This window comes from Streptomyces sp. NPDC033229, assembly GCF_055576875.1.
On the sequence record NZ_JBVIQR010000009.1, the window covers coordinates 162391 to 186645 of the forward strand.

A 24255-nucleotide genomic window follows, 5' to 3' on the forward strand; every position below is an offset into this window, starting at 1 on the left:
TTTGATCGAGGACGCGGCAATTGGGCATCCAGGTGACCGATTTCGGTCGCTGTGTTCCGCGTTCCATGAACGTTGCGGAATATCGGACTCCAAGTCAGTCCGGGGGCGCGCCGGCCGCCGGGCCCGCTCCCCCGCCGCCCAGGCCTCCCCCTCGCCCCTGTTGGCCCTCTTGTTCCACCAGGCTCACCACGCGGCGCCCGCCCACCCCGATCGCGATCAGCCCAAGGCCGTCGAAGAGCAACGCGAGGGAGAAGAAGGTGCCGATCACATAGAGACTGCTGTGCGGCCAGTCGGCGAGCACCAGAACGCCCAGCAGCACCCCGAAGGCACCCTGCACCAGCGTCCAGCCGAACTGCGGGCCGCGCACCACCAGACCGCCCGCCAGCCGGAACACCCCGCCGGCCAGGAAGAGCAGTGCCGCGAACATCGTCAGGGTCTCGGCGGCGCCCTCGGGCCGCCGGATCACCACCACGCCCGCGGCGAGGTTCAGCGCGGCGACCACCACGGCCAGCCAGAAGAAGTTGCTCTGCCGCGACTGGAAGGCGTGCAGCAGTCCGACCACACCGCCCACCAGCAGCAGCCAGCCGAAGAGGATCATGGTGGTGAGGGTCGCGAAGCCGACGTAGCACAGACCCACCAGCCCCGCGACGACGAGCACCGCGCCCAGCAGCGCGAGCCGGCCGAAGCTGCGGCTCAGCCGACCGTGGGGGCCGGCCCGCCCGTTCTCGCGCCTGCGGGTTCCGGACATCAGCGCCTCCTCACAGCGCCCCCTGTCCGGATCATAGGTCGGATCGCATGATCACGCCCGGATAGCATCCGGCACATGGAGCCCGCACTGCATCTGGACACCGCCGACGGTGTCGCGACCGTCCGCATCGCCAACCCCGCCAAGCGGAACGCCATGACCACGGACATGTGGCGGGCGCTGCCCGGGCTGCTGGCGGAGTGCGCGGCCGAGGAGGCCGTCCGCGTCCTCGTCCTGACCGGCGAGGGGGACACCTTCTGCGCGGGCGCGGACATCGCCACGCTGACCGAGGGCGCCGAGGCGTCACGGGACCTGGCGGTCGCCGCCGAGGAGGCCCTCGCCGCGTTCCCCAAGCCGACGGTCGCGGCCGTGCGGGGCCACTGCGTGGGCGGCGGCTGCCAGCTCGCGGCCGCCTGCGACCTGCGGTTCGCGGCGGAAGGGGCGTCCTTCGGCATCACCCCGGCGCGGCTGGGGATCGTCTACGCGGCGTCGTCCACCCGGCGGCTGGTGGAGCTGGTCGGCCCGGCGACGGCGAAGTACCTGCTCTTCTCCGCCGAGCTGATCGACACCGAGCGCGCGCTGCGGACGGGCCTGGTGGACGAGGTGTGGCCGCGGGACGCGCTGGACAAGCGGGTGGCGGAGTTCACCCGGGTGCTGGCCTCGCGTTCGCAGCTGACCCAGGCTGCGGCCAAGGAGTTCGCGGCGGGGGCGCGTGCCGGGGAGGACCCGGAGCGGCTCGCGTACTGGGCGGAGCAGGCGCGCGACAGCGGCGACACCGCCGAGGGGGTCGCCGCCTTCCTGGAACGCCGGGCACCGCGCTTCGGATGGACCGTGGGACGGCCCCGCTAGCCGGCACCCCCGGGGGGCTTGCGGCGGTCCGGGGAGGGCCACCCCGCCCTACCACCCCTACCAACTAGTAGGTAACGTGCGGCACATGACCACTCTGCCCGAGCGCGCCGGTCGGCGCTGCCACAACGTTGTCAACACCGTGCACTCCGCCCTCTACTTCTCGCCGGACCTGCGGGAGGAGCTGGGCCGGCTCGGTCTCCAGGAGGGCGCCTACTTCGCCGGACGGGGCGCCGCCCTCGGCCGGGTCGAAGCGGGCACGATCACGGCGACCTTCTACAACTTCAAGCACGACCTGGTGGCCGGATTCATCCCGCGGTTGTGGGACGTCGCCTCGCCGCAGGACGTTCTCCAGGCCCGGCTGCGGGCGTGTGACAGCATGATGCGGCGGCTGCTCGGTGACGACGTCGTCGCCTCCCCGGAGATGGCCGAGGCGGCCGAACTCGCGCTGCGCGCCACGGAGGGCTGCAGCCGCTCCGCCCGCCCGCTGTATTCCGCGCACGCCGATCTGCCGGTGCCGGACGCCCCGCACCTGGCCTACTGGCACGCGGCCACGCTGCTGCGCGAGCACCGCGGCGACGGGCATCTGATGGCACTGGCCGCGGCGGGCGTCGGGCCGGTGGAGGCGATCGTCAGCCACGCCGCGAGCGGCCAGGGCATGTCCGAGAAGTGGCTGCTCGCCACGCGCGGCTGGAGCGAGGAGGAGCTGGCCGCGGGGCGGGAGCGGCTGCGGGAGCGCGGACTGCTCGACGCGGACGGGAAGTTGACGGAGGCGGGCGTCAAGCAGCGCGAGGACCTGGAGATCGAGACGGACCGGCTGGACGCGGGGCCGTACGAGCACCTGGGCGCGGCGGGCGTGGAGCGGCTCACCGAGCTGGGGACGGTCTTCGCGACGGCCGTCGTCAAGGCGGGCGCGTTCCCCCCGGACCTGCGCGGCTGAGGCTCCCTCCGTCGATGCGGGCTACCCGCCGCCGCGTGCGGAGGAACGCGCGGCGGCGGGCGGCGCTGTCGGCGGTACCTGCCACAATGCAGATCGCAGCTCGAAGAGAAAGCGGAGCGTGATCGTGACGGCAGCTGGTGCGTCGACCGAAGGCAGGATCGCAGGCAGGATCGCCGAGGAGCTCGGCGTGCGGGAGCGGCAGGTGAAGGCGGCCGTCGACTTGCTCGACGGCGGTTCGACCGTGCCGTTCATCGCCCGTTACCGCAAGGAAGCGACCGAGATGCTCGACGACGCGCAGCTGCGCGCCCTCGAGGAGCGGCTGCGGTATCTGCGGGAGCTGGAGGACCGCCGGACGGCGGTCCTGGAGTCCGTGCGGTCGCAGGGCAAGCTGGACGGGGCGCTGGAGGCGCGGATCCGCGAGGCGGACTCCAAGGCGCGGCTGGAGGACATCTATCTGCCCTTCAAGCCCAAGCGGCGCACCAAGGCACAGATCGCGCGGGAGGCCGGGCTGGAGCCGCTGGCGGACGGGCTGCTGCGCGACCCCGGCGTCGAGCCGCTCGCCGCGGCCGCGGCCTTCGTGGATCCCGGCAAGGGCGTCGCCGACGCGGCCGCCGCGCTGGAGGGCGCGCGGGCCGTCCTGACCGAGCGGTTCGGGGAGGACGCGGACCTGATCGGCGAGCTGCGCGAGCGCATGTGGTCGCGCGGGCGCGTGGCGGCCAAGGTGCGGGCCGGCAAGGAGGAGGCGGGCGCGAAGTTCGCCGACTACTTCGACTTTGCCGAGCCCTTCACCGAGCTGCCCTCGCACCGGGTGCTGGCGATGCTGCGGGGCGAGAAGGAAGAGGTCCTCGACCTCACCCTGGAGCCGGAGGAGCCGCGCGAGGACGGCGGCCCGAGCACGTACGAGCAGGCGATCTCACGGCGGTTCGGCATCGCCGACCGGGGCCGGCCCGGGGACAAGTGGCTGGCCGACACCGTGCGCTGGGCCTGGCGCACCCGCGTCCTGGTCCACCTCGGCATCGATCTGCGGCTGCGGTTGCGGCAGGCCGCCGAGGACGAGGCGGTCCGGGTCTTCGCGGCGAACCTGCGGGACCTGCTGCTCGCCGCACCCGCGGGCACCCGCGCCACGATGGGGCTCGACCCCGGCTTCCGTACGGGCGTGAAGGTCGCCGTCGTGGACGCCACGGGCAAGGTAGCCGCGACCGAGACGATCTACCCGCACGTCCCGCAGCAGAAGTGGGACGCGTCGCTGGCGACGCTGGCCCGGCTCGCCCGCGAGCACGACGTGGAGCTGATCGCGATCGGCAACGGCACGGCGTCGCGCGAGACCGACAAGCTCGCGACGGATCTCATCGCCCGACAGCCGGAGTTGAAGCTGACGAAGGTGATGGTGTCGGAGGCGGGGGCGTCGGTGTACTCCGCGTCGGCCTTCGCCTCGCAGGAGCTGCCGGACCTGGACGTGTCGCTGCGCGGCGCGGTGTCGATCGCCCGGCGGCTCCAGGACCCTCTGGCCGAGCTGGTCAAGATCGACCCCAAGTCGATCGGCGTCGGGCAGTACCAGCACGATCTGTCCGAGGTGAAGCTGTCCCGCTCCCTCGACGCGGTCGTCGAGGACTGCGTCAACGGCGTGGGCGTCGACGTCAACACCGCCTCCGCGCCGCTGCTCTCGCGCGTTTCGGGCATCAGCGCGGGCCTCGCGGAGAACATCGTCGCCCACCGCGATTCCAACGGCCCCTTCCGGTCCCGCCGGGCGCTGAAGGACGTGGCCCGGCTCGGCCCGAAGGCGTACGAGCAGTGTGCGGGCTTCCTCCGCATCCGCGACGGCGACGACCCGCTGGACGCGTCCAGCGTGCACCCCGAGGCGTACCCGGTGGTGCGGGCGATGATCAAGAAGACGGGTGGCGAGGTCGCCTCCCTCATCGGCAACACGACGACGCTGCGCTCGCTGCGCCCGGCGGACTTCGTGAGCGACTCCTTCGGCCTGCCGACGGTCACGGACATCCTGCGCGAGCTGGAGAAGCCGGGCCGTGACCCGCGTCCGGCGTTCAAGACGGCGACGTTCAAGGACGGCGTCGAGAAGATCGGCGATCTGGCGCCGGGGATGCTGCTGGAGGGGGTCGTCACCAATGTGGCCGCCTTCGGTGCCTTCGTGGACGTGGGGGTGCACCAGGACGGGCTGGTGCATGTGTCGGCCATGTCGAAGACGTTCGTGAAGGACCCGCGGGATGTGGTCAAGCCGGGCGACATCGTGCGGGTGAAGGTCATGGACGTCGACATTCCGCGCAAGCGGATTTCGCTGACGCTCAGGTTGGACGACGAGTCGCCGTCCGGCGGGGCTGCGGGCGGGCCTGCGGCCCGCGAGCCGCGCGGAGCCCGCGGTGGCGCCCGCGGCGCCGACCGTCGCGCCGCCCCGCAGCAGCGCCGCGGGGGCACGACCCCCCGCGAGGCCGCGCCCCCGGCGAACGACGCGATGGCGGACGCGCTGCGCCGCGCGGGACTGTTGAACCAGTAACCCCACCCGGACGGCCCTCCACGATCGGACCACTCCGTGGGGGGCCCACCGCTCCGGCGGAAACGAGCGGCCGGGGCGCAACGACTTCCCGCCGCGACGGCGCCCAACCCCAGCGATGGAGCCCGGCGGTGCCACACCGGGCCCCGGGGTGACACGGTCCCGGTCGCGTGGGGCGCGTCAGCGCTCCGCGATGCGGCCGGACGTCACCTCGATGCGGCGCGTCGTGTGGACCGCTTCGAGCATGCGGCGGTCGTGGGTGACCAGGAGCAGCGTGCCGTTGTAGGAGGCGAGTGCGGATTCCAGTTGCTCGATGGCCGGCAGGTCGAGGTGGTTGGTGGGCTCGTCGAGGACGAGGAGGTTGACGCCGCGGGCCTGGAGGAGTGCCAGCGCGGCGCGGGTGCGCTCGCCAGGGGAGAGCGTCGCGGCCGGGCGGAGCACATGCGCGGCCTTGAGGCCGAACTTGGCGAGCAGGGTGCGGACGTCGGCCGGCTCCAGTTCCGGTACGGCCGCCTCGAACGCGGCCAGCAGCGCCTCGTCGCCGAAGAACAGGGCGCGTGCCTGGTCCACCTCGCCCACCACCACGCCCGGGCCCAGCGTCGCGCCGCCCGCGTCCAGCGGCAGCCGGCCGAGCAGCGCCGCGAGGAGCGTGGACTTGCCCGAGCCGTTGGCGCCGGTGATGGCGACCCGGTCCGCCCAGTCGATCTGCAGGTCGACGGGGCCGAAGGTGAAGGAGCCGCGTCGTACTTCGGCGCCGCGCAGGGTGGCCACGACCGCGCCCGAGCGGGGCGCGGCGGCGATCTCCATGCGCAGCTCCCACTCCTTGCGCGGTTCCTCGACCGTGTCCAGCCGCTCGATGAGCCGCTCGGTCTGCCGGGCCTTGGCCGCCTGCTTCTCGGTCGACTCGGCGCGGAACTTGCGCCCGATCTTGTCGTTGTCGGTGGACTTGCGCCGGGCGTTGCGGACGCCCTTCTCCATCCAGTTCCGCTGGGTGCGGGCGCGGTCCTCCAGCCCGGCGCGGGTGTCGGCGTACTCCTCGTACTGCTCGCGGGCGTGCCGGCGGGCCGTTTCGCGTTCCTCCAGGTAGGCGGTGTAGCCGCCGCCGTAGAGGGTGACCTGCTGCTGGGCGAGGTCGAGTTCGAGGACCTTGTTCACCGTGCGGGCGAGGAACTCGCGGTCGTGGCTGACGAGGACCGTGCCGGCGCGCAGCCCGGTGACGAAGTTCTCCAGGCGGGCCAGGCCGTCCAGGTCGAGGTCGTTGGTGGGCTCGTCGAGGAGGAAGACGTCGTAGCGGCTGAGCAGCAGCGAGGCGAGGCCGGCGCGGGCCGCCTGGCCGCCGGAGAGGCTGGTCATGGGCCGGTCGAGGTCGACGGTGAGGCCGAGGGAGCCCGCGACCTCCGCCGCGCGCTCGTCGAGGTCCGCGCCGCCGAGGTCGAGCCAGCGGTCGAGGCCCGTGGCGTACGCGTCGTCCGCGCCGGGGGTGCCGTCGACGAGTGCCTGCGTGGCGGCGTCGAGCGTGGCCTGGGCCTCGGCGACGCCGGTGCGGCGGGCGAGGAAGGCGCGTACGGTCTCGCCGTCCCGGCGGTCGGGCTCCTGCGGCAGGTGGCCGACGTTCGCGGTCGGCGGGCTGAGCCGGAGGCCGCCCGCCTCGGGGGTGTCGAGGCCCGCGAGCAGGCGCAGCAGCGTCGACTTCCCGGCGCCGTTGGCCCCGACGAGACCGATGACGTCGCCGGGCGCGACGACGAGGTCGAGCCCGGAGAAGAGGGTGCGGTCGCCGTGTCCGGCGGCGAGGTCCTTGGCGACGAGAGTGGCACTCATAAGACCTTCGACTTTAGCCGCTGCTCCGGGCGCTCCCGAACCGGTTTTCCCGGGGGCCCGCCGCTCACCCGCCCACTCTCGCCACCCGTACGTCCCCGAAGGTGCGCGCCACCAGATACGTCCCGTCCTTCGCCCGTTTCCCCAGGCGTCCGTCGAGGGGCACCGTGTGCGGGCCCGGTTCCAGGCGGGCGTCGAGGAGGTCATGGGTACGGACCCGGTGCAGGCGGTCCAGCCGGTAGCCGGTCAGGCGGACCCGGCAGGCGGCGGACACCTCGACGTAGGCCTCGGCCGTGGTGGCGGTCAGGGCGGTCAGCGGGCGCCGGTCGTCGGGGGTGCGCTGGAGGGCTTGTTCGATGCGGGCGACGAGGAGCGGGACGATGGGCGCGAGGGGCTCGATGACGACGGCGTCGGATCCCGCGGCCGCGAGCGCGGCGCGGACGGCGGCCCGCTCGTCGTCGCCGATCGCCGGGTCGAAGGCCACCGCCCCGTAGGTCCGCAGTTCCTCGCCGGTCGCGCCCGCCGCGTCGCGGGTGATCTCGGCGCCGACGCCGATGGACCGCAGGGCCGACGCGAGCCGGGCGAGCACGTCGACGCGGCCGCCGACCAGCAGGACCCGGCGGGCGGCCGTATGGGGGGCGCCGTCGGCGAGGAGCCGTTCCAGCGTGGCGCGGTATTCGCCGGCGCGGAAGCGGAAGGGGCCTATGCCGGGGTAGCCGTCGCGGGCGAGGTCGAGGGTCTCGTCGGTCTGCCAGGCGAAGTCCCGCCAGACGATGTCGGGGCCGTCCCGCTCGATCACGGCGGTGACCGCGCCGCACGCAAGGCCCTCGCACTCGGGGCAGCCGTAGAGCACGTACCGCCCGTCGGAGAGCGGGGGGTCGGCGTCCAGCAGCAGTCGGCGGACGTGTGCGGTGAAGATCGACGGGCCGAGGTCGGCGGCGAGCGGGGAGACCGCGTCGAGGTCGGCGAGGCGGGCCAGCAGGGCCCGGCCGTCGACGATGAAGTCCAGGAAGTCCCGGTGCGCCTGGTACCCGCCGTCCGGCAGCACACCGCCGGCGCGCGTCGCCGGTGCCAGCCCGAAGGTCGCGTACGTGGCCATGCCCGCAGTATTCCCCCGCGTGTGCCGCTTCGAGCCCACCGCCGGGGATTTCGTGGGTACGGTCACCGCATGGCGAGTGACGTGATCGTGATCGGTGCCGGGGTCATAGGTCTGACCAGCGCGGTCGTGCTGGCGGAGCGCGGGCGGCGGGTCGAGGTGTGGAGCCGGGAGGCCGCCGCCCGCACCACGTCGGCGCTGGCCGGGGGGCTGTGGTGGCCGTACCGCATCGAGCCGGAGGCCGCAGCCGGGGAGTGGGCGCTGCGGTCGCTGCGGGAGATGGCCGAGCTGGCGGGGCGGCCCGCGGAGACCGGGGTGCGCATGGTCGACGGCACCCAGGCGGAGGTCGGCCTGGCGGAGCTGGGCCCGTGGGCGGCGCGGGTGCCGGGGCTGCGGGCGGCCGGGCCGGACGAGTTGCCCGCGGGGTACGGGTACGGGCTGCGCGCCCGGACCCCGTTGCTGGACATGCCGACGCATCTCCGTTACCTGCACCGGCGGTTGGCCGCCGCGGGCGGCACGGTCACCGCCCGTACGGTCGGCTCGCTCGCGGAGGCGGGCCGCGCGGCGGCGACCGTCGTGAACTGCACCGGGCTCGGGGCCCGCGATCTGGTGCCCGACCCGGACGTGCACCCCGTGCGGGGCCAGATCGTCGTCGTCGACAACCCCGGCGTGACCGAGTGGTTCGTGGCCGCCGCCCACGACGCCGCCGACATCCTCTACGTGCTCCCCCAGCCCTACGGCGTGGTGCTCGGCGGCACCGCCCTGGACCACGTCTGGGACCGTACGCCCACGCCCGTCACCGCCGAGGCGATCGTCGCCCGCTGTGCCCGGGTGTACCCCGCTCTCGCGCACGCGCCCGTCCTGGCACACAAGGTGGGGCTGCGCCCGGCCCGGTCCCGGGTGCGGCTGGAGGCCGCCCGGCTGCCGGGCGGGGCGCGGCTGATCCACAACTACGGCCATGGCGGGGCCGGGGTCACCGTCTCCTGGGGCTGCGCCCTCGCGGCGGCGGAGCTGGCCGAGGGCTGACCGTGCGAATGTGGGCCGGGCTCAGCCGAAACAAGCCCGCTGGGGGCGCCTCCCAGCGGTAGTTGGGGGAGATCGAGGACACCCGCCGCGCAGCGGTGGTGCGCACGAGGCGTCCCGCAGTGCCCGCTCACATGATCCGTCGGCCCCTCGGCCTCGGGCCGTCCGTACCGCCTGCGGCGGCGGGCCCCTGCGGGTGCGTCCTCAAACACCGGACGGGCTGGAACTACCGGCCAGGCCTACGGCAGGTGGTCGAGGACCGGGATGCCCAGGCCGCGCGCCGGGGCGATCGGCATCAGCGGCAGGCCGTCGTGCGACCCCGCCGTCGCACGGGCGAAGGCCGCGTGGCCGCCGACGAGCGGGAGGCGGGCGGCGGTGCGGCGAAGGTCCACCGTCAACCGCGGGGTGGTGGAGGCGGGTTGGAGGAGACCCCGGTCCGTGCCCGCGACGATCAGCGCCAGGCGGTGGCCCGCCGGGACGACGTGGTCGCTCGCGGCCAGGTCGAGGGTGATGGTGTACGGCTTGCCGGGGGTCAGCGGGCGGCCCTGGGCGAGGTTCGCGTGATGGCCGAGGTCGGCCCAGCCGCGGCTGAAGACCGTGAAACCGACCTGCGCCGTCTCGGCCTCCGTCCGCTTGTAGCAGGCGCTGTCGCCCGTGCCGGTGCTGCCCCAACAGGTGCGGTCCTCCAGGGTGCGGATGCCCTCCCCGTAGGCCGCGTAGTCGCGGATGCCGGCCGGGCCCAGGTCGACGAGGACGGCCGAGAGATGGGCGGAGGCGGTGGACGGGGTGACCGTGAGGCTCACCCGGGAAGAGCCGGACAGCCGCAGATCACGGGCGAGCGGTTGCGTGGTGAACCCGGCCTTGTCGGGGGTGGCGGTGTCGATGCGGTCCGACCAGTCGCGCTCGCTCTTCGCGGGGTCGTCGGTGAACGACGCGGTGGCGCCGCGCGGCGCCGGTGCGAGGCCGAGGGTGCCGACGCCCGGGGTGGTTCCGGGCGCGGGGCGCAGCGTGGTCGTGGCCGTGGCCCGCGGCGGCCAGACGCGGTCGGTGCGCCACTGGTCGGGGGCGTGTTCGACGTCGGCCATCGGCTCGCGCTCGACGCCGTTGTCGTAGCCGAGGAGGTAGTGGTCGAACCAGCGGTGCAGGGTGGCAACCCACGCCTCGCGGCGGAAGTCGAACGGGTCGACGTGCCCGGTCTGGGAGAGCCAGAGCTTGCGTTCGACACCGTTCGCGGCGAGGGCGTCCCACCACTGGCCGAAGTGCTTGGTGCGGACGTTGAGGTCCTGCATGCCGTGGACGGCGAGGACGCCGGCACGGACCCGGTGCGCGTCGGGGACGTAGTCGCGCTCGCTCCACAGCGCGGTCCAGTCGCCGTTGCGCGGGGCGCCCTCGACGAGCTCACGCTGTACGGCCTGGCAGCGGCCGCGTGCCTCGGGACTCTCGACACGGGACGCGAGTCCGTCGGGGCCGCTGCCGAAGAGCGCGGCGCCCTTGGCGAAGTAGTAGTCGTACCAGGAGCTGATGGCCCCGATCGGGACGATCGTCTCCAGGCCCTCGACGCCGGTGGCGGCGACGCCGTTGGCGATGGTGCCGTCGTAGCTCTTGCCGATCATGCCGACGGCGCCGGTGGTCCAGTCGGCCGGGGCGGCGTCGGTGCCGGTGCGGGTGCGGTAGCCGTGCGCACGGCCGTTCAGCCAGTCGACGACCGCCTTGGCGGACTGGATGTCGGAGCGGCCGCCGACGTCGGTGCAGCCGTCGGAACGGTTGGTTCCGGCGAGGTCGACGAGGGCGACGGCGTAGCCGCGCGGTACGAAGTAGTTGTCGTAGTACAACGGGAAGCCGACGGGCCGGCCCTGCTCGTCGTAGGTCTTCTTCTGGCTCTCGTTGCCGCGTCCGCAGCAGGAGTAGTAGGGGCTGGCGTCCATGATCACCGGCACCCGGCGGCCGCGCTCGGCGGCTTCGCGGGGGCGGATGATGTCGACGGCGACCCGGTCGGTGCGACCGTCCCCGTCGCCGTCGAGGGCGATGTCGACCCATACGGTCTCGCGCACGGCGCGGTCGTAGGAGTAGACGGGTCTGCTCTGCCCGCCCCGTGACCCGCCCTCCGGCGCGGGCGCGGCCTGCGCGGCCGTCGGCAGCGGGACGAGTACGGCGAACAGGGCGGCCAGGGCCGCGACGACGAACGTGGTCACAGGTATGCGGGTGTCCCGCGCGCGTTTGGGCACGGCCGGACCGTAGCGTGAGTCAACTCCCGTACAGAAGGGGCGGGAGCACGCGGACCGGGACTCACGAGGTGGCCGGGATCGCACTGATGACAGCCGCGTGTCGATCACATGTCGGGATAAGCCATGGACATGGCCCTATGCACAGTGAGTACATAGGGTGCGAGTGATTGATCGTTCTCCCGATCGTTCTCCCTTACGAGTTGGAGGATTCGTGCGTCACAGACTCATCGTTCCGAGTGCGGCCGCTGCCTGCCTGCTGCTGGCGATCCCGGCGTCGGCAGCCGATGCCACACCGGGGGCACCGGGCGTCGGAGACTCCTACTACCCGGCCGCCGGCAACGGCGGGTACGACGTGTCCCACTACGACCTGCGGCTGAAGTACCAGCCGAAGACGGACAAGCTGGAGGGCACGGCGACCCTGATCGCCACGCCCACCCAGACGTTGTCGCGCTTCAACCTCGACTTCGCGCTCGATGTGAGCGAGGTGCTGGTCAACGGCAAGAAGGCGACGTTCGCCAAGTCCGGCTCCCACGAGGTGGAGGTCACCCCCGCCGCCCCGCTGGAGAAGGACAAGCAGATCAGCGTGGTCGTCCGCTACAGCGGAGTGCCGTCCCAGGTGAAGGTCGACGGATCCACCGCCTGGCTGCGCACGCCGGACGGCGCGGTCATCGCGGGCGAGCCGGAGGGCTCGATCTGGTGGTTCCCCGGCAACGACCACCCGACCGACAAGGCCACGTACGACATCTCCGTCTCGGTGCCGGACGACGTCCAGGCGATCAGCAACGGCGTCCTCGCGTCGAAGAGTTCGAAGCTCGGATGGACGCGCTACAACTGGCGCGCCACCAAGCCGCAGGCCACGTATCTGACCACCCTCGCGGTCGGCAGGTTCGACATCACGACGGACACCACGACCAACGGCCTGCCGGTCGTGAACGCCTACAGCAAGGACCTGGGCGACAACGCGGCGTCGGCGAGGGCCAGCGTCGAGCGCACCACCGAGGTCCTCGACTGGGAGAGCAAGGTCTTCGGCCCGTACCCGTTCAACGCGGCCGGCGGCTATGTGCCGAACGTGACCACGGGTTACGCGCTGGAGACCCAGACCCGGCCGTTCTACAGCCCCAAGCAGTTCGCGAACGGTGCGAACGCCTCGGTGGTCGTGCACGAGCTGGCGCACCAGTGGTTCGGTGACAGCGTCTCGGTGAAGAACTGGCGTGACATCTGGGTCAACGAGGGCTTCGCGACCTACTCGCAGTGGCTGTGGTCGGAGAAGGAGGGCGAGGGCACCGGTCAGGAGCTGGCCGACTACATCTACACCTCGATCCCGGCGGACAACGCCTTCTGGAAGGTCAAGCCGGGCGACCCGGGCGCGGAGAACCAGTTCCACACCGCCGTCTACAACCGTGGTGCGGTCGCCCTCCAGGCGCTGCGCAACACGGTGGGCGACAAGGCGTTCTTCGCGATCCTCAAGGACTGGCCGACGGCGAACAAGTTCGGCAACGCCTCGGTCCAGGACTTCGTGACGTTCGCGGAGAAGGCGTCGGGCAAGCCGCTGAAGAAGCTCTTCGACACCTGGCTGTTCACCAGCTCCAAGCCCTCGAAGGCGAGCGCCGCGAAGGCGGGCATCGGCAAGACCGCCGCCACGGGCAAGGCGGGCAAGGCGGGCAAGGGCGTGTCGGCCGACCGGCCCGGCAAGTTCGCCGAGCCCAAGTCGTGGAAGAAGATCCAGGCCGCGCAGAGCGCGCACAAGCACTGATCCAGCGATCGGTTGCCACCGGGCGGCCCGTCATCCCGCGTGTGCGGGGTGACGGGCCGCCGTCGCGCTCACGGGGCGTACAACTCCTCGATCTCCTCGGCGTACTTCTCCCGCACGACCCGCCGCCGCAGCTTGAGCGAGGGCGTGAGCTCGCCCGTCGCCGGGCCCCACTCGCGGGTGAGCAGCCGGTAGCGCTTGATCTGCTCGGTGCGGTTCAGCCGTGCGTTGGCCGCCGCCACGGCCCGGTCGATCTCCGCCCGTACGGCCGGGTGGTCCGCCAGGGCGTCCGGGGCGGCGTCGATGCCGTGCCGGGCGGCCCAGGGCCGGGTCAGCTCGGCGTCGAGGACGAGCAGGGCGACGAGGTAGGAACGCCCGTCGCCGTGGACGAACGCCTGGCCGACGAGCGGGTGTTCCTTGAGGGCGTTCTCGACGAGCGCGGGCGAGACGTTCTTGCCCGTCGAGGTCACGATGATCTCTTTCTTGCGGTCGACGACCCAGACGAATCCGTCCTCGTCGATCCGCCCGATGTCACCGGTGGGGAACCATCCCTCGGCGTCCGTCGCGCTCTCCACCGACCCGTCCGCCCGCAGATATCCGGCGCAGACGATCTCGCCGCGCACCTCGAGCTCGCCGTCGGCTGCCGTCCGCACCTCCACCCCGTCGAGCGGGCGGCCCACGGACCCGAGGCGGAAGTCGGCCGGCGCGTTGAGGGTCACCACGCCCGAGGTCTCGGTCAGCCCCCATCCGTCCATGATCACGATGCCGAACCCGGTCCAGAAGTCGACGACTTCCCGGGGCATCGGCGCGGTGGCGCTGCCGGCCCACATCAGCCGGTCCAGCCCCGCCAGGGCCAGCAGCGGCACGAGCACCTGCTGCCGGGCCGCCTCGTACGCGGCCGCCAGCGCGGGCGGCGGCTCCTCGCCCCGCGCCCGGTGCGCCACGTGCGCGCGGGCCGTCTCGCCCGCGGCCTCGATCACCCGTCGGCGCTCCTCCGGCAGGGTTTCCAGCGCGGCCCGGACGGACGCGGTCAGCTTCTCCCACACCCGTGGCACCCCGAAGAACTCCGCCGGGCGCAGCTCGCGCACCCGGGCGGCGACGGTGGCCGGGTCGTCGCAGAGGTGGACGTGCGCGGCCCGCAGGGCGGGGAGGTAGATGCCGAGCACCCGTTCGGCGATGTGCGCGAAGGGCAGATAGCAGAGGTGCTCGACGTGCTCGGGGAGGTCGACCGCGCGGTCGATGCCGACGCAGTCGAGCAGCACGGCGCGGTGGGTGATCACCACGCCCTTGGGGTCGCCGGTGGTCCCCGAGGTGTAGACGACGGTCACCGGGTCGGTGGGGCGCACCTCCCGCCAGGCCTTGTCGAAGGCCGCGCCGTCGTGGGGTGCCGACTGCCGCGCGGTGAGCGTCGCGTACGGAGTGTGCCGTCCGGCCGCCGCGGCGTCGACGACCAGGAGCCTCTCCAACGGGACGGTGGCGTCATCGGTCAGCGGCTCCCAGCGGGCCAGCTCGCCCGCCCCTTCGAGCACGGCCAGCCGGGCCCGGCTGTGCCGGGCGATATGGGCGATCTGCTCGGGCGAGGACGTGCCGTAGACCGAGACGGGGACGGCACCGAGGTGGACGAGGGCGAGATCGCTGAGCCAGTGTTCGGGCCGGTTGCCCATCATCATCAGCACATGGTCACCGCGCCCGACGCCGAGCGCGGCGTAGCCCGCGGCGAGGGCGGCGACCTCGGCGCGGACCCGCGCCCAGGTGAGCGTGCGCGGTCCGGCGGCGCCGGGGTCGCGCCAGGTCAGGGCGGGGAGTTCGGGGTACTCCTCGGCGTTGCGCAGCAGCAGCGCGGGGAGGGTGAGTTCGTCCGGTGCGGCGGGGAGTCGACGGCGCGGGGGCGTGCTCAATGCGGCCTCCAGGTGTTGGTGTCCGTGGGCCTTGGGCTGACGACCGGTCGAGAGGGAAGGTTTCACAGTGGTGGTGGCACAGCAATACTGTTGAACTCGATTGAGCCGGACGGGAACCACAGCCCGGACGGAAACCGCAGCCCGGACGAAACCGCAGCCCGGACGAAACCGCGGCAGAGCCGACCGCAGCAGGGCCGGAAGAGAGAGCGAGGCGCCGCCGATGGCCACGGACAGCGGGGAAACCATCCTCACCGTCGACGAGTTGGCCGCCCGCGCGGGGGTCACCGTCCGGACGGTCCGCTTCTACAGCACCCGCGGTCTGCTGCCCCCGCCGGAGATCGGGCCGCGCCGGGTCGGGCACTACGGCCCGGACCATCTGTCCCGGCTGGCGCTGATCGAGGAGTTGCAGCACCAGGGGCTGACGCTCGCGGCCATCGAACGCTATGTGCGGCAGCTGCCACCGGACCTGAGCGCGCACGACCTGGCCATCCACCGGGCGCTGGTGGCGTCCTGGCTGCCGGACAAGGCGGAGGAGGCCACCCGCGCCCAGTTGGAGCGACGGGCCGGGCGGGCGCTGGCCGAGGAGGACATCGACCGGCTGGCCGCGCTGAACGTCCTGGAGCGGATGGGCGCGCGGGAAGGCGGGGGTGGCGACGGGGACACGTTCCGGGTGGACCCGGGGCTGCTGGGACTGGGGGTGCGGCTGCTGGACGTGCCGATCGCGCTGGAGACGATCCTCGCGGCCCGCACGGTGCTGCTGGAGCACGCCCGCTCCACGGCCCGGGAGTTGACGCGGCTCTTCGAGGGCGAGGTGGACAAGGAGAACATCGAGGCGATGAAGTCGCTGTCGGCCCATGTGCAGCCGCTGGTGGTGCAGGCCCTGGTGACGGCGTTCCAGCGGTCGCTCAAGCAGGAGCTGCGGGCTGTGTACGCCGAGAAGCGGCCGTAGCCGGTCCGGGCCGGCGGCCGCACCTCCGCTGCGCGGCGGTGTCCTCAATCGCCGGACGGGCTGCATTGGCTGAGCCCAGCCGCCAAGCCCGTGGCTGGATATGACCAGCCTCGGCCACCTCCAGCCCGTCCGGCGTTTGAGGACGCGCCCGCAGGGCGCCCGCCGTCGCAGGCGGCAAGGCGGGCCCGCAGCGGGCCGAGGCCCGAAGTCACGTGCCCGCCGCAGGCGCGCCCGCGCGTCAGCGGAACGTGCCGCCCTGTTCCGCCTTCTCCACGAGCAGCGCGGGCGGCTCGAAGCGGTCGCCGTAGGCGGCCTGGAGCTCCCGGGCCCGGGCCACGAAGCCGGGCAGGCCGCCCTCGTAGCCGTTGATGAACTGGAGCACCCCGCCCGTCCAGCCGGGGAAGCCGATGCCCAGCAGGGAGCCGATGTTCGCGTCGGCGACGGAGGTGAGGACGTTCTCCTCCAGGCAGCGGACGGTGTCCAGCGCCTCGGAGAAGAGCATCCGGTCCTTCATGTCCTCGAAGGGCACGGGCCGGGCCGCCCCGTCCCGCCCGGTGTCCCGGCCGAAGTGCTCGCGCAGGCCCGGCCACAGACCGGTCCGCTTGCCGTCGGCGTAGTCGTAGAAGCCGGCGCCGCCGGACCGGCCCGTGCGGCCGAACTCGTCCACCATCCGGTCGATGACGGCGTCGGCGGGGTGCGGCGCCCAGGTGCCGCCGGCGGCCTCGACCGCGCGCCGCGTCTCGTCGCGGATCCGGCGCGGCAGGGTGAGGGTCAGCTCGTCCATCAGGGAGAGCACCTTGGCGGGGTACCCGGCCTGGGCGGCGGCCTGCTCGACGGAGGCGGGGTCGACGCCCTCCCCGACCATGGCCACACCCTCGTTGATGAACCGGCCGATGACCCGGGAGGTGAAGAAGCCGCGGGAGTCGTTGACGACGATGGGCGTCTTGCGAATCTGCCGGACGAGGTCGAAGGCGCGGGCGAGGGCCTCGTCGCCGGTCCGCGCGCCCTTGATGATCTCCACCAGCGGCATCTTGTCGACGGGCGAGAAGAAGTGCAGGCCCACGAAGTCCACCGGCCGTTCGACGCCTTCGGCGAGGACGGTGATGGGCAGGGTGGAGGTGTTGGAGCACAGCAGCGCGTCGGGCTCGACGATGTGCTGGACCTCCTGGAAGACCTTGTGCTTGAGGGCCGGGTCCTCGAAGACCGCCTCGATGACGGCGTCACAGCCGGCGAGGTCCTGCGGGTCGGCGGTCGGGGTGATCCGGGCGAGCAGTTCGTCGCGCTTCGCCTCGGTGGTGCGGCCGCGGGAGAGCGCCTTGGCGAGCAGGCCCTCGGAGTAGGCCTTGCCCTTGGCAGCGGCCTCGGGCGAGACGTCCTTGAGGACGACGTCGATGCCGGCCCGGGCGCAGGAGTACGCGATGCCCGCGCCCATCATCCCGGCGCCGAGGACGGCGACCTTGCGGACCGTGCGGGGGGCGGTGCCCTGCGGACGGCTGCGGCCCGCGTTGACGGCCTGGAGGTCGAAGAAGAAGGCCTGGATCATGTTCTTGGAGATCTGCCCGGTGACCAGCTCCGTGAAGTAGCGGGCCTCGATGACCTGGGCGGTCTCGAAGTCGACCTGGGAGCCCTCGACGGCGGCGGCCAGGATGTTGCGCGGGGCGGGGTAGGGGGCGCCCGCGAGCTGCTTCTTCAGGCTCGCCGGGAAGGCGGGCAGGTCGGCCGCGAAGCGGGGGTTCGAGGGGGTGCCGCCGGGGATCCTGTAGCCCTTGACGTCCCAGGGCTGCCGGGACTCGGGGTGGGCGGCGACGAAGGCGCGGGCCTTGGCGAGCAGTTCGTCGCCGGTGGCGGCGATCTCGTGGATCAGGCCCGCCTCCAGGGCGCGGCGCGGGTCGTACTGCTTGCCCTGGAGGAGGACCTTCAGCAGCGCGTCGGTGATGCCGAGCAGCCGGACGGTGCGGGTGACGCCGCCGCCCGCCGGGAGCAGGCCGAGGGTGACCTCGGGCAGGCCGATCTTGGTGCCGGGGGCGTCGAGCGCGACGCGGTGGTGGCAGGCGAGGGCGATCTCGTAGCCGCCGCCGAGGGCGGCGCCGTTGATCGCGGCGACGACGGGCACCCCGAGGGTCTCGATGCGGCGCAGGTCGCGCTTGATGGCCATGCCCGCGTCGAAGGCCTGCTGCGCCTGCGCGGGCCCGATCCTGATCATGTCCTTGAGGTCGCCGCCCGCGAAGAAGGTCTTCTTCGCGGAAGTGACGATGACGCCGGTCACCGAGGCGCGCTCGGCCTCGAGCCGGTCGGCGACCGCGCGCAGAGACGTCCGGAACGCGTCGTTCATGGTGTTGGCCGACTGGTTCGGGTCGTCCAGGACGAGGGTGACGACGCCGTCGCCGCTCTGCTCCCAGCGGATGGTGGTGCTCTCGCTCATGTCGAAGTCTCCAGGGTTTTCCGGTGGCGGTGCGCTGGCGCTGAGCCGGTCCGGGTGGTCTTCGCGGGATGGTGGCTGGGTGGACACCTCCGCTGCGCGGCGGTGCCCTCAATCTCCCCCAGCTACCGCTGGGAGGTACCCCCAGGGGCTGGTTTTGGCTGGGCTTGATTGCCGTAGCCCAGCCACATCAAGCCCGTCCGGCGCTTGAGGACGCGCCCGCAGGGCGCTCGCCGCCGCAGGCGGCAAAGCCGGCCCGCAGTCGAGGATCCGCCGGCCAGGCGAGAGGCGGCACGGACAGCCCACAGCCGGCAGGCTAGAGGCGCTCGACGACGGTCGCGCTGCCCATGCCGCCGCCGACGCAGAGGGTGATCAGGCCGTAGCGCTTGTCCTGGCGCTCCAGCTCGTCGACAACGGTGCCGAGCAGCATCGCGCCGGTCGCGCCGAGGGGGTGGCCGAGGGCGATGGCACCGCCGTTGACGTTGATCTTCTCCAGTCCGATGCCCAGGTCGTGGGCGAAGCGCAGCACCACGGCGGCGAACGCCTCGTTGATCTCGATCAGATCGATGTCGTCGATGGTCAGACCCGCCTTGGCGAGGGCCTTGCGGGTGGCGGGGGCGGGGCCGGTGAGCATGATGGTCGGGTCGGCGCCGGAGACGGCCGCGGAGACGATACGGGCGCGGGGCGTCATGCCGTAGCGCTCGCCGACCTCGCGGTTGCCGATGGCGACGAGGGCCGCGCCGTCCACGATGCCGGAGGAGTTGCCCGCGTGGTGGACGTGGTCGATCTTCTCCACCCAGTGGTACTTCTGCAGCGCCACCGCGTCGAAGCCGCCCGCCTCGCCGATGCCCGCGAAGGAGGGCTTCAGCGCGCTCAGGGAGTCGGCGGTGGTGCCGGGGCGCAGGTGTTCGTCCCGGTCGAGGACGACGAGGCCGTTGCGGTCCCGTACGGGCACGACGGAACGGTCGAAACGGCCGGCCTTCCACGCCTCGGCGGCGCGCTCCTGTGAGCGGGCGGCGAAGGTGTCGACGTCGCGGCGGGTGAACCCGCCGAGGGTGGCGATGAGGTCGGCACCGATGCCCTGGGGAACGAAGTTGACGTCGAAGTTCGTCATGGGGTCCGCGAACCAGGCGCCCCCGTCGGAGGCCATGGGCACGCGGGACATCGACTCGACGCCGCCCGCGAGGATCAGGTCCTCCCAGCCGGAGCGGACCTTGGCGGCGGCGAGGTTGACGGCCTCCAGGCCCGAGGCACAGAAGCGGTTCTCCTGGACGCCGGCGACGGTGTCGGGGAGCCCGGCGGCGATGGCCGCGATCTTGGCGATGTCGGAGCCCTGGTCGCCGACGGGGCTGACGACGCCGAGCACGATGTCGTCGATGGCGGCCGGGTCCAGGTCCGGGAAGCGACGGCGCATCTCGTGGATCAGGCCGACGACGAGATCGATCGGCTTGGTGCCGTGCAGCGACCCATTGGCCTTGCCGCGGCCGCGCGGGGTGCGGATCGCGTCGTACATAAACGCTTCGGTGCTCAAGGTCGGCAGCCTTTCGAAAAGGGGGATCGGTGAGGGGGCGAGGGCGGATCAGGAGAGCAGGGACCGGCCGATGATCTCCTTCATGATCTCGGTGGTCCCGCCGTAGATCGTCTGGATCCGGCCGTCGGTGAAGGCCTTGGCGACCCGGTACTCGGTCATATAGCCATACCCCCCGTGCAGTTGCAGACAGCGGTCGGCGACCCGCTTCTGCAGCTCGGTCGCCCACCATTTGGCCATCGAGGCGTGCACGGCGTCGAGTCCGCCCCGGGCGTGGTCCTCGATGCAGCGGTCCAGGAACGTGCGGGTGACTGCGCACTCGGTGGCCATCTCGGCGATCTCGAAGCGGATGTGCTGGAGTTTGGCCAGCGGACGGCCGAACGCCTCGCGCTCCTTGACGTACGCGGTGGTGATCTCCAGCAGGTGCTCGGCCGCCGCGATCCCGGCGACGGCGATGTTCATCCGCTCCTGGGCCAGGTTGGTCATCAGGTGCCCGAACGCGCCGTGCAGTTCCCCGAGGAGGTTCTCCTTGGGGACACGGACGTCACGGAAGAACAGCTCGGCGGTGTCCTGGGCCTTCTGGCCGATCTTGTCGAGGTTGCGGCCGCGCTCGAAGCCCTCGGCCCCGCGCTCGACGACGAACAGGCTGAGCCCCTTGGCCCCGCCCTCGGGCGTGGTCTTCGCGACGACGATGACGAGGTCGGCGAGGATGCCGTTGGAGATGAAGGTCTTGGAGCCGTTCAGCACCCAGTGGTCGCCCCGGTCCTCGGCCGCGGTGCGGATGCCCTGCAGATCGGAGCCGGCCCCCGGCTCGGTCATGGCGATGGCCGCGACGGTCTCGCCGGTGCAGAAGCCGGGCAGCCAGCGGCGCTTCTGGTCGTCCGTGCCGAGCGAGGTCAGATACGGGCCGATGATGTCGTTGTGCAGCCCGATCGCCAGCCCCGAGGCGCCCGCCCGGGTGAACTCCTCGGTGAGCACGGCGCTGTAGCGGAAGTCGGGCTCTCCCCCGCCGCCGTATTCCTCGGGCACCGCGAGGCCGAGCAGCCCCTGCCGCCCGGCCGCGAGCCAGGCGTCGCGGGAGACGACGCCGTCCTCCTCCCACCGCGCGTAGTGCGGTGTCACTTCCTTGGCGAGGAACGTCCGCACGGTCTCACGGAACGCCTCGTGGTCGGCGGTAAAGATCCGGCGCTGCATCGTCACGGGCCCTCCTGGGGCTTTTCGAGGCCGCGGACGTCCCAGTCGCGGGCGACCTCGGCGGTATCGGCGCCGGGCCGCGCGGGCGGCCTGCGGACGGAGCCGGGGGTGGCGGAGAAGCGCGGGGCGGGAGCCGGCTGGACGAGGCCGGCGTGCTCGATGAAGGTGCCGCGTGCGGCGAGGTGCGGGTGCCCGGGCGCTTCGCGCAGCGACAGCACCGGCGCGACGCAGGCGTCCGAGTCCTCGAAGACGGCCGTCCACTCGGCGCGGCTGCGCTGCCGGAACCGGTCGGCGACGACGGTGCGCAGCTCGCCCCAGCGGGTGAGGTCGTCGCGGGCGGGCGCGGTCTCCTCGACGCCGAGCAGACGGATGAACTCGGCGTAGAAGCGGGGCTCCAGCGCGCCGACCGCCATGTGGCCCCCGTCGGCCGTCTCGTACGTGCCGTAGAAGGGCGCGCCGCCGTCGAGGAGGTTGGCCCCGCGCCGGTCCTGCCAGCCGCCGGCCGCGAGCATGCCGTGGATCATGGCGGTGAGGTGCGCGGTGCCGTCGACGATGGCGGCGTCGACGACCTGTCCGGTGCCGGTGGTCCGGGCGTGCTGGAGGGCGGCGAGGACGCCGATGACGAGGTAGAGGGAGCCGCCCGCGTAGTCACCGAGGAGATTGGCGGGCGGGTAGGGCGGGCCGTCGGCCGGGCCGGTCATGCCCAGGGCACCGGTGACGGCGATGTAGCCGATGTCGTGCCCGGCCGTGTGCGCGAGCGGGCCCTCCTGGCCCCAACCGGTCATCCGTCCGTAGACGAGCCGGGGATTGCGGGCGAGGCAGGTGTCGGGGCCGACGCCGAGCCGCTCGGCGACGCCGGGGCGGTAGCCCTCCAGCAGCACGTCGGCCCGTTCGACGAGGTCGAGCACGGTGGCCGGACCGTGCTCGGCCTTGAGGTCGACGACGACGGAGCGCTTGTTGCGGTTGGCGATGTCGTGGTCGGGGTCGATGGCGAGCCCCGGACCGCCGGGGCGGTCGACGCGGACGACGTCGGCGCCGAGGTCGGCGAGGAGCATGGCCGCGAACGGGCCCGGCCCGATGCCCGCGAGCTCGACGACGCGCAACCCCGTGAGCGGACCGTTCCCCGACGCTGCCATCCAGACCCCAGTCCCGTGACGACCTCTTGTGACACAACTGCTGTAACACTCGTGATGTCACTCGCGATATTAAGAACGTGTTCCACTTCGCACAAGCCCCCGGGAGTGTTCCGGAGACGGCGGAATCCCGCCGCCGCGGCGGCACTTGGCCGGGGCGTCGGCGGGCTCGGGCGGGGGTGCCCGGACTGCGGGAGGCGGGCTCAGCCCGCGTCGAGCTGGGCGATCAGCCGCTTGGGGGCGATGGTCCGGTAGCTCTCCTCGACCCAGTCGCAGAGCAGGTCGACCGGCGTCCCGCCGGTCAGCGGCACGGACACCCAGCCCGACCGCCCGAGCCCGTACCCGCTGGGTGCGGCTCCGGGTACGGCGAGGGCGTGCCCGTGGGTCTCCTCGTCCTTGAGCTTGACGCCGATGCCGGGGCTCTCGGTGTTCCCCTCGGCTCCCAGAAAGACGAAGATCTTCTTGTTGACCTTGATGACGGCGTCGTCCTCCCACGGGAACTCCTCGACGGTTCCGGGAAGTCCGAGCGCGAAGTCACGGACCTTCGCTCGCACGGTGAGGGGGGCTGGGGATGCCGGCATGGGGTCCTCCGGTCGGGGCTGTCCGTACGCGTCGCGGCACGCGCCGCTGCCCGTCACGCTAGTGCGCGGGCGGCGGCGCGGCACGTTTCGTCAGTAGCGCTTTCGGTGGTGTGTGTAGGTCCACCAGTCGGGGGCGTCGCTGTGGCGCTGGTCGGGCAGGACCCGGTCGAGGAACAGCGCGTCCAGCGGCTCGACCACCGCGCGCAGTTCCCGCGCGGCGCGTGGCGGAAGGGCGTGGAGGGCCGCCTCCAGGAGGATGCGCGCCTCGCGGCTCGTGGAGCAGCAGGGGCAGTCCGCGTCGTCGTTCCAGTCCCCGTCCGAGGCGTGACGTCGCATTCCGTGGACGGTACGGGACCAGGAGGTGACGGCGTCGGCGAGGCCGCCGGGGCGGTCGTGGACGTTTTCGTAGTCGGCCGTCTGCCGCTGGGCGGGAGCGGAGAGTCCGGGGACGACGCGACCGGGGCGGTCGTGGCGGCGCGGCCTTCTCGGCAGCCCGGGGCGGATCCGGGCGGGGGGCTTACGCGGCATGGGACTTTCGGTAGGTGATCACGTCGCTGACGGTAGCGCCCGGACGGGCGGGCGCAAAGTGAATTGGCGCCGGGGAGGCGCCGGGCCCGCCGCGTTCACAGGAGCCCGCCTTCCTCCAGGTGCCGGCGTACGGACCGCACGGCGGCGTCGGGGAGAGGTGTCTGGGGGGCGGCGGTGGCCGGGCAGTCGATGACGCCGAGCAGATGGAGGGCGGCCTTGAAGCCGCCGAGCGCGGAGGAGCTGCCGCCCATGGCCGCCGGGTCGCCCGTCTCGGTGAGCGCGAACAGCGCGGCCAGGCGGTCCTGTTCGGCGGCCGCTTCGGCCCAGCGGCCGGCGCGCACGTGCCCGTACAGCCGTACGTACCCGGCCGGGTCCACGTTGCCGAGCCCGGGGACGACGCCGTGGGCGCCCGCCAGCAGGGCGGCGTCGACGGTGAGTTCGGAGCCGGTCAGCACGGAGAACGTGTCGGCGAGTCCGCGGCGGCGCAGGGCCACCAGCAGACGGCGCAGCGCCCCGCCGTCGCCGCTGCTGTCCTTGAGCCCGGCGAGGGTGCCGTCCTCGGCGAGCGCGAGGACGGTGGCGGCGGTGAGCTTGGTGTGGACGGCGGACGGGATGTCGTAGGCGAGGAGCGGCAGGTCCACCCCGTCGCGGATGCGGCGGAAGTGGGTGGCGGTCTCGGTCGGGTGGGGGTGCGCGTAGAAGGGCACGGTGGCGACGAGCCCGTCCGCGCCGAGCGCGGCGGCGGCGCGGGCCTGGTCGAGCACGCGGGCGGTGGTCATGTCGATGACCCCGGCCAGCACGGGGACCCGGCCGGCGACGGCGTCGACGGCGGCCCGCAGCGCGGTGCGGCGCTGGGCGTCACTCAGACAGGCGGTCTCCCCGCTGGAACCGAGGACGAAGACGGCGGTGGCGCCCGCGGTGAGGACGTGTTCGACGAGGGAGGCGAGGGAGCGGGCGTCGATGTCGCCCGATGGGGTGAGCGGAGTGCACAGCGGGGGGACGACGCCGGAGAGGGGACTGGGCAGACGCATCGCGGGACCGGCCTTTGACGGAGGGAAACGGGCGAGCGACCCGGACAC

The 24255-nt window shown here is 72.9% G+C and carries 18 protein-coding genes; 6 read left to right on the top strand and 12 right to left on the bottom strand.

What is annotated here, in order from left to right; genetic code table 11:
• Window positions 1-94: 94 nt before the first annotated feature.
• Window positions 95-748, bottom strand: coding sequence for an HdeD family acid-resistance protein (locus ACZ53N_RS11330; protein ID WP_469140658.1), 654 nt, complete (start codon window positions 746-748; stop codon window positions 95-97).
• 75 nt (window positions 749-823) lie between these two features.
• Between ACZ53N_RS11330 and ACZ53N_RS11335 the strand changes: the two genes are divergently transcribed.
• The 3 genes from ACZ53N_RS11335 (at window position 824) to ACZ53N_RS11345 (ending at window position 5040) form a co-directional block, all read left to right on the top strand.
• A complete protein-coding gene (locus ACZ53N_RS11335; protein WP_469140659.1) occupies window positions 824-1594 on the top strand; it encodes an enoyl-CoA hydratase/isomerase family protein in 771 nt (256 codons plus the stop codon).
• Between the two features lie 85 nt (window positions 1595-1679).
• A complete protein-coding gene (locus tag ACZ53N_RS11340) occupies window positions 1680-2531 on the top strand; it encodes an SCO6745 family protein (protein ID WP_469140660.1) in 852 nt (283 codons plus the stop codon).
• 118 nt (window positions 2532-2649) lie between these two features.
• Window positions 2650-5040 carry a Tex family protein gene (locus ACZ53N_RS11345; RefSeq protein ID WP_469140661.1) on the top strand — a complete coding sequence of 797 codons (2391 nt, stop codon included), beginning with the start codon at window positions 2650-2652 and terminating at the stop codon, window positions 5038-5040.
• Between the two features lie 177 nt (window positions 5041-5217).
• On the opposite strand, the gene ACZ53N_RS11350 is transcribed toward ACZ53N_RS11345, so the two are convergent.
• A complete protein-coding gene (locus ACZ53N_RS11350) occupies window positions 5218-6855 on the bottom strand; it encodes an ABC-F family ATP-binding cassette domain-containing protein (protein WP_469140662.1) in 1638 nt (545 codons plus the stop codon).
• Window positions 6856-6919: 64 nt separating this feature from the next.
• The gene (locus ACZ53N_RS11355; protein WP_469140663.1) at window positions 6920-7951 is read right to left on the bottom strand and encodes an oxidoreductase; all 1032 of its coding nucleotides are present in this window, start codon (window positions 7949-7951) and stop codon (window positions 6920-6922) included.
• A 69-nt stretch (window positions 7952-8020) separates the two neighbouring features.
• On the opposite strand from ACZ53N_RS11355, the gene ACZ53N_RS11360 reads away from it, so the two are divergent.
• Complete coding sequence (locus ACZ53N_RS11360) at window positions 8021-8974, top strand: FAD-dependent oxidoreductase (RefSeq protein WP_469140664.1); 954 nt, start codon at window positions 8021-8023, stop codon at window positions 8972-8974.
• A 236-nt stretch (window positions 8975-9210) separates the two neighbouring features.
• Here ACZ53N_RS11360 and ACZ53N_RS11365 read toward each other — a convergent pair whose 3' ends face one another.
• Window positions 9211-11196: a Xaa-Pro dipeptidyl-peptidase gene (locus tag ACZ53N_RS11365; RefSeq protein WP_469140665.1), complete on the bottom strand. Its 1986-nt coding sequence runs from the start codon at window positions 11194-11196 to the stop codon at window positions 9211-9213.
• Between the two features lie 211 nt (window positions 11197-11407).
• Between ACZ53N_RS11365 and ACZ53N_RS11370 the strand changes: the two genes are divergently transcribed.
• Entirely contained in the window at window positions 11408-12949 is a 1542-nt protein-coding gene (locus ACZ53N_RS11370; protein ID WP_469140666.1) for a M1 family metallopeptidase, read from the top strand.
• Window positions 12950-13017: 68 nt separating this feature from the next.
• Here the strand turns inward: ACZ53N_RS11370 and ACZ53N_RS11375 are convergent, their stop codons facing one another.
• Entirely contained in the window at window positions 13018-14844 is a 1827-nt protein-coding gene (locus ACZ53N_RS11375; protein ID WP_469140667.1) for an AMP-dependent synthetase/ligase, read from the bottom strand.
• Between the two features lie 220 nt (window positions 14845-15064).
• On the opposite strand from ACZ53N_RS11375, the gene ACZ53N_RS11380 reads away from it, so the two are divergent.
• Window positions 15065-15793 carry a MerR family transcriptional regulator gene (locus tag ACZ53N_RS11380; RefSeq protein WP_469140668.1) on the top strand — a complete coding sequence of 243 codons (729 nt, stop codon included), beginning with the start codon at window positions 15065-15067 and terminating at the stop codon, window positions 15791-15793.
• 238 nt (window positions 15794-16031) lie between these two features.
• On the opposite strand, the gene ACZ53N_RS11385 is transcribed toward ACZ53N_RS11380, so the two are convergent.
• The 7 genes from ACZ53N_RS11385 to ACZ53N_RS11415 form a co-directional block, all read right to left on the bottom strand.
• Window positions 16032-18215 (bottom strand): 3-hydroxyacyl-CoA dehydrogenase NAD-binding domain-containing protein, encoded by a 2184-nt coding sequence (locus tag ACZ53N_RS11385; protein ID WP_469140669.1) that lies wholly within the window; start codon window positions 18213-18215, stop codon window positions 16032-16034.
• 313 nt (window positions 18216-18528) lie between these two features.
• The gene (locus ACZ53N_RS11390) at window positions 18529-19743 is read right to left on the bottom strand and encodes an acetyl-CoA C-acetyltransferase (RefSeq protein WP_469140670.1); all 1215 of its coding nucleotides are present in this window, start codon (window positions 19741-19743) and stop codon (window positions 18529-18531) included.
• Between the two features lie 48 nt (window positions 19744-19791).
• Window positions 19792-20934: an acyl-CoA dehydrogenase family protein gene (locus ACZ53N_RS11395; protein WP_469140687.1), complete on the bottom strand. Its 1143-nt coding sequence runs from the start codon at window positions 20932-20934 to the stop codon at window positions 19792-19794.
• Between the two features lie 2 nt (window positions 20935-20936).
• Complete coding sequence (locus tag ACZ53N_RS11400; RefSeq protein ID WP_469140671.1) at window positions 20937-22070, bottom strand: CaiB/BaiF CoA transferase family protein; 1134 nt, start codon at window positions 22068-22070, stop codon at window positions 20937-20939.
• A gap of 200 nt (window positions 22071-22270) precedes the next feature.
• Window positions 22271-22648 (bottom strand): MmcQ/YjbR family DNA-binding protein, encoded by a 378-nt coding sequence (locus tag ACZ53N_RS11405; RefSeq protein WP_469140672.1) that lies wholly within the window; start codon window positions 22646-22648, stop codon window positions 22271-22273.
• A 90-nt stretch (window positions 22649-22738) separates the two neighbouring features.
• Window positions 22739-23176, bottom strand: coding sequence for a hypothetical protein (locus tag ACZ53N_RS11410; RefSeq protein ID WP_469140673.1), 438 nt, complete (start codon window positions 23174-23176; stop codon window positions 22739-22741).
• Window positions 23177-23271: 95 nt separating this feature from the next.
• Window positions 23272-24207 carry a dihydrodipicolinate synthase family protein gene (locus ACZ53N_RS11415; protein ID WP_469140674.1) on the bottom strand — a complete coding sequence of 312 codons (936 nt, stop codon included), beginning with the start codon at window positions 24205-24207 and terminating at the stop codon, window positions 23272-23274.
• Window positions 24208-24255 lie beyond the last annotated feature (48 nt).

Excerpts from the sequence above, each read along its gene's own strand:
- ACZ53N_RS11330 (WP_469140658.1), bottom strand. The coding sequence starts at position 748 with ATGTCCGGAACCCGCAGGCGCGAGAACGGGCGGGCCGGCCCCCACGGT.
- ACZ53N_RS11385 (WP_469140669.1), bottom strand. The coding sequence starts at position 18,215 with ATGAGCGAGAGCACCACCATCCGCTGGGAGCAGAGCGGCGACGGCGTC.
- ACZ53N_RS11410 (WP_469140673.1), bottom strand. The coding sequence starts at position 23,176 with ATGCCGCGTAAGCCCCCCGCCCGGATCCGCCCCGGGCTGCCGAGAAGG.
- ACZ53N_RS11340 (WP_469140660.1), top strand. The coding sequence starts at position 1,680 with ATGACCACTCTGCCCGAGCGCGCCGGTCGGCGCTGCCACAACGTTGTC.
- ACZ53N_RS11335 (WP_469140659.1), top strand. The coding sequence starts at position 824 with ATGGAGCCCGCACTGCATCTGGACACCGCCGACGGTGTCGCGACCGTC.
- ACZ53N_RS11350 (WP_469140662.1), bottom strand. The coding sequence starts at position 6,855 with ATGAGTGCCACTCTCGTCGCCAAGGACCTCGCCGCCGGACACGGCGAC.
- ACZ53N_RS11380 (WP_469140668.1), top strand. The coding sequence starts at position 15,065 with ATGGCCACGGACAGCGGGGAAACCATCCTCACCGTCGACGAGTTGGCC.
- ACZ53N_RS11360 (WP_469140664.1), top strand. The coding sequence starts at position 8,021 with ATGGCGAGTGACGTGATCGTGATCGGTGCCGGGGTCATAGGTCTGACC.
- ACZ53N_RS11355 (WP_469140663.1), bottom strand. The coding sequence starts at position 7,951 with ATGGCCACGTACGCGACCTTCGGGCTGGCACCGGCGACGCGCGCCGGC.
- ACZ53N_RS11400 (WP_469140671.1), bottom strand. The coding sequence starts at position 22,070 with ATGGCAGCGTCGGGGAACGGTCCGCTCACGGGGTTGCGCGTCGTCGAG.
- ACZ53N_RS11415 (WP_469140674.1), bottom strand. The coding sequence starts at position 24,207 with ATGCGTCTGCCCAGTCCCCTCTCCGGCGTCGTCCCCCCGCTGTGCACT.
- ACZ53N_RS11395 (WP_469140687.1), bottom strand. The coding sequence starts at position 20,934 with ATGCAGCGCCGGATCTTTACCGCCGACCACGAGGCGTTCCGTGAGACC.
- ACZ53N_RS11405 (WP_469140672.1), bottom strand. The coding sequence starts at position 22,648 with ATGCCGGCATCCCCAGCCCCCCTCACCGTGCGAGCGAAGGTCCGTGAC.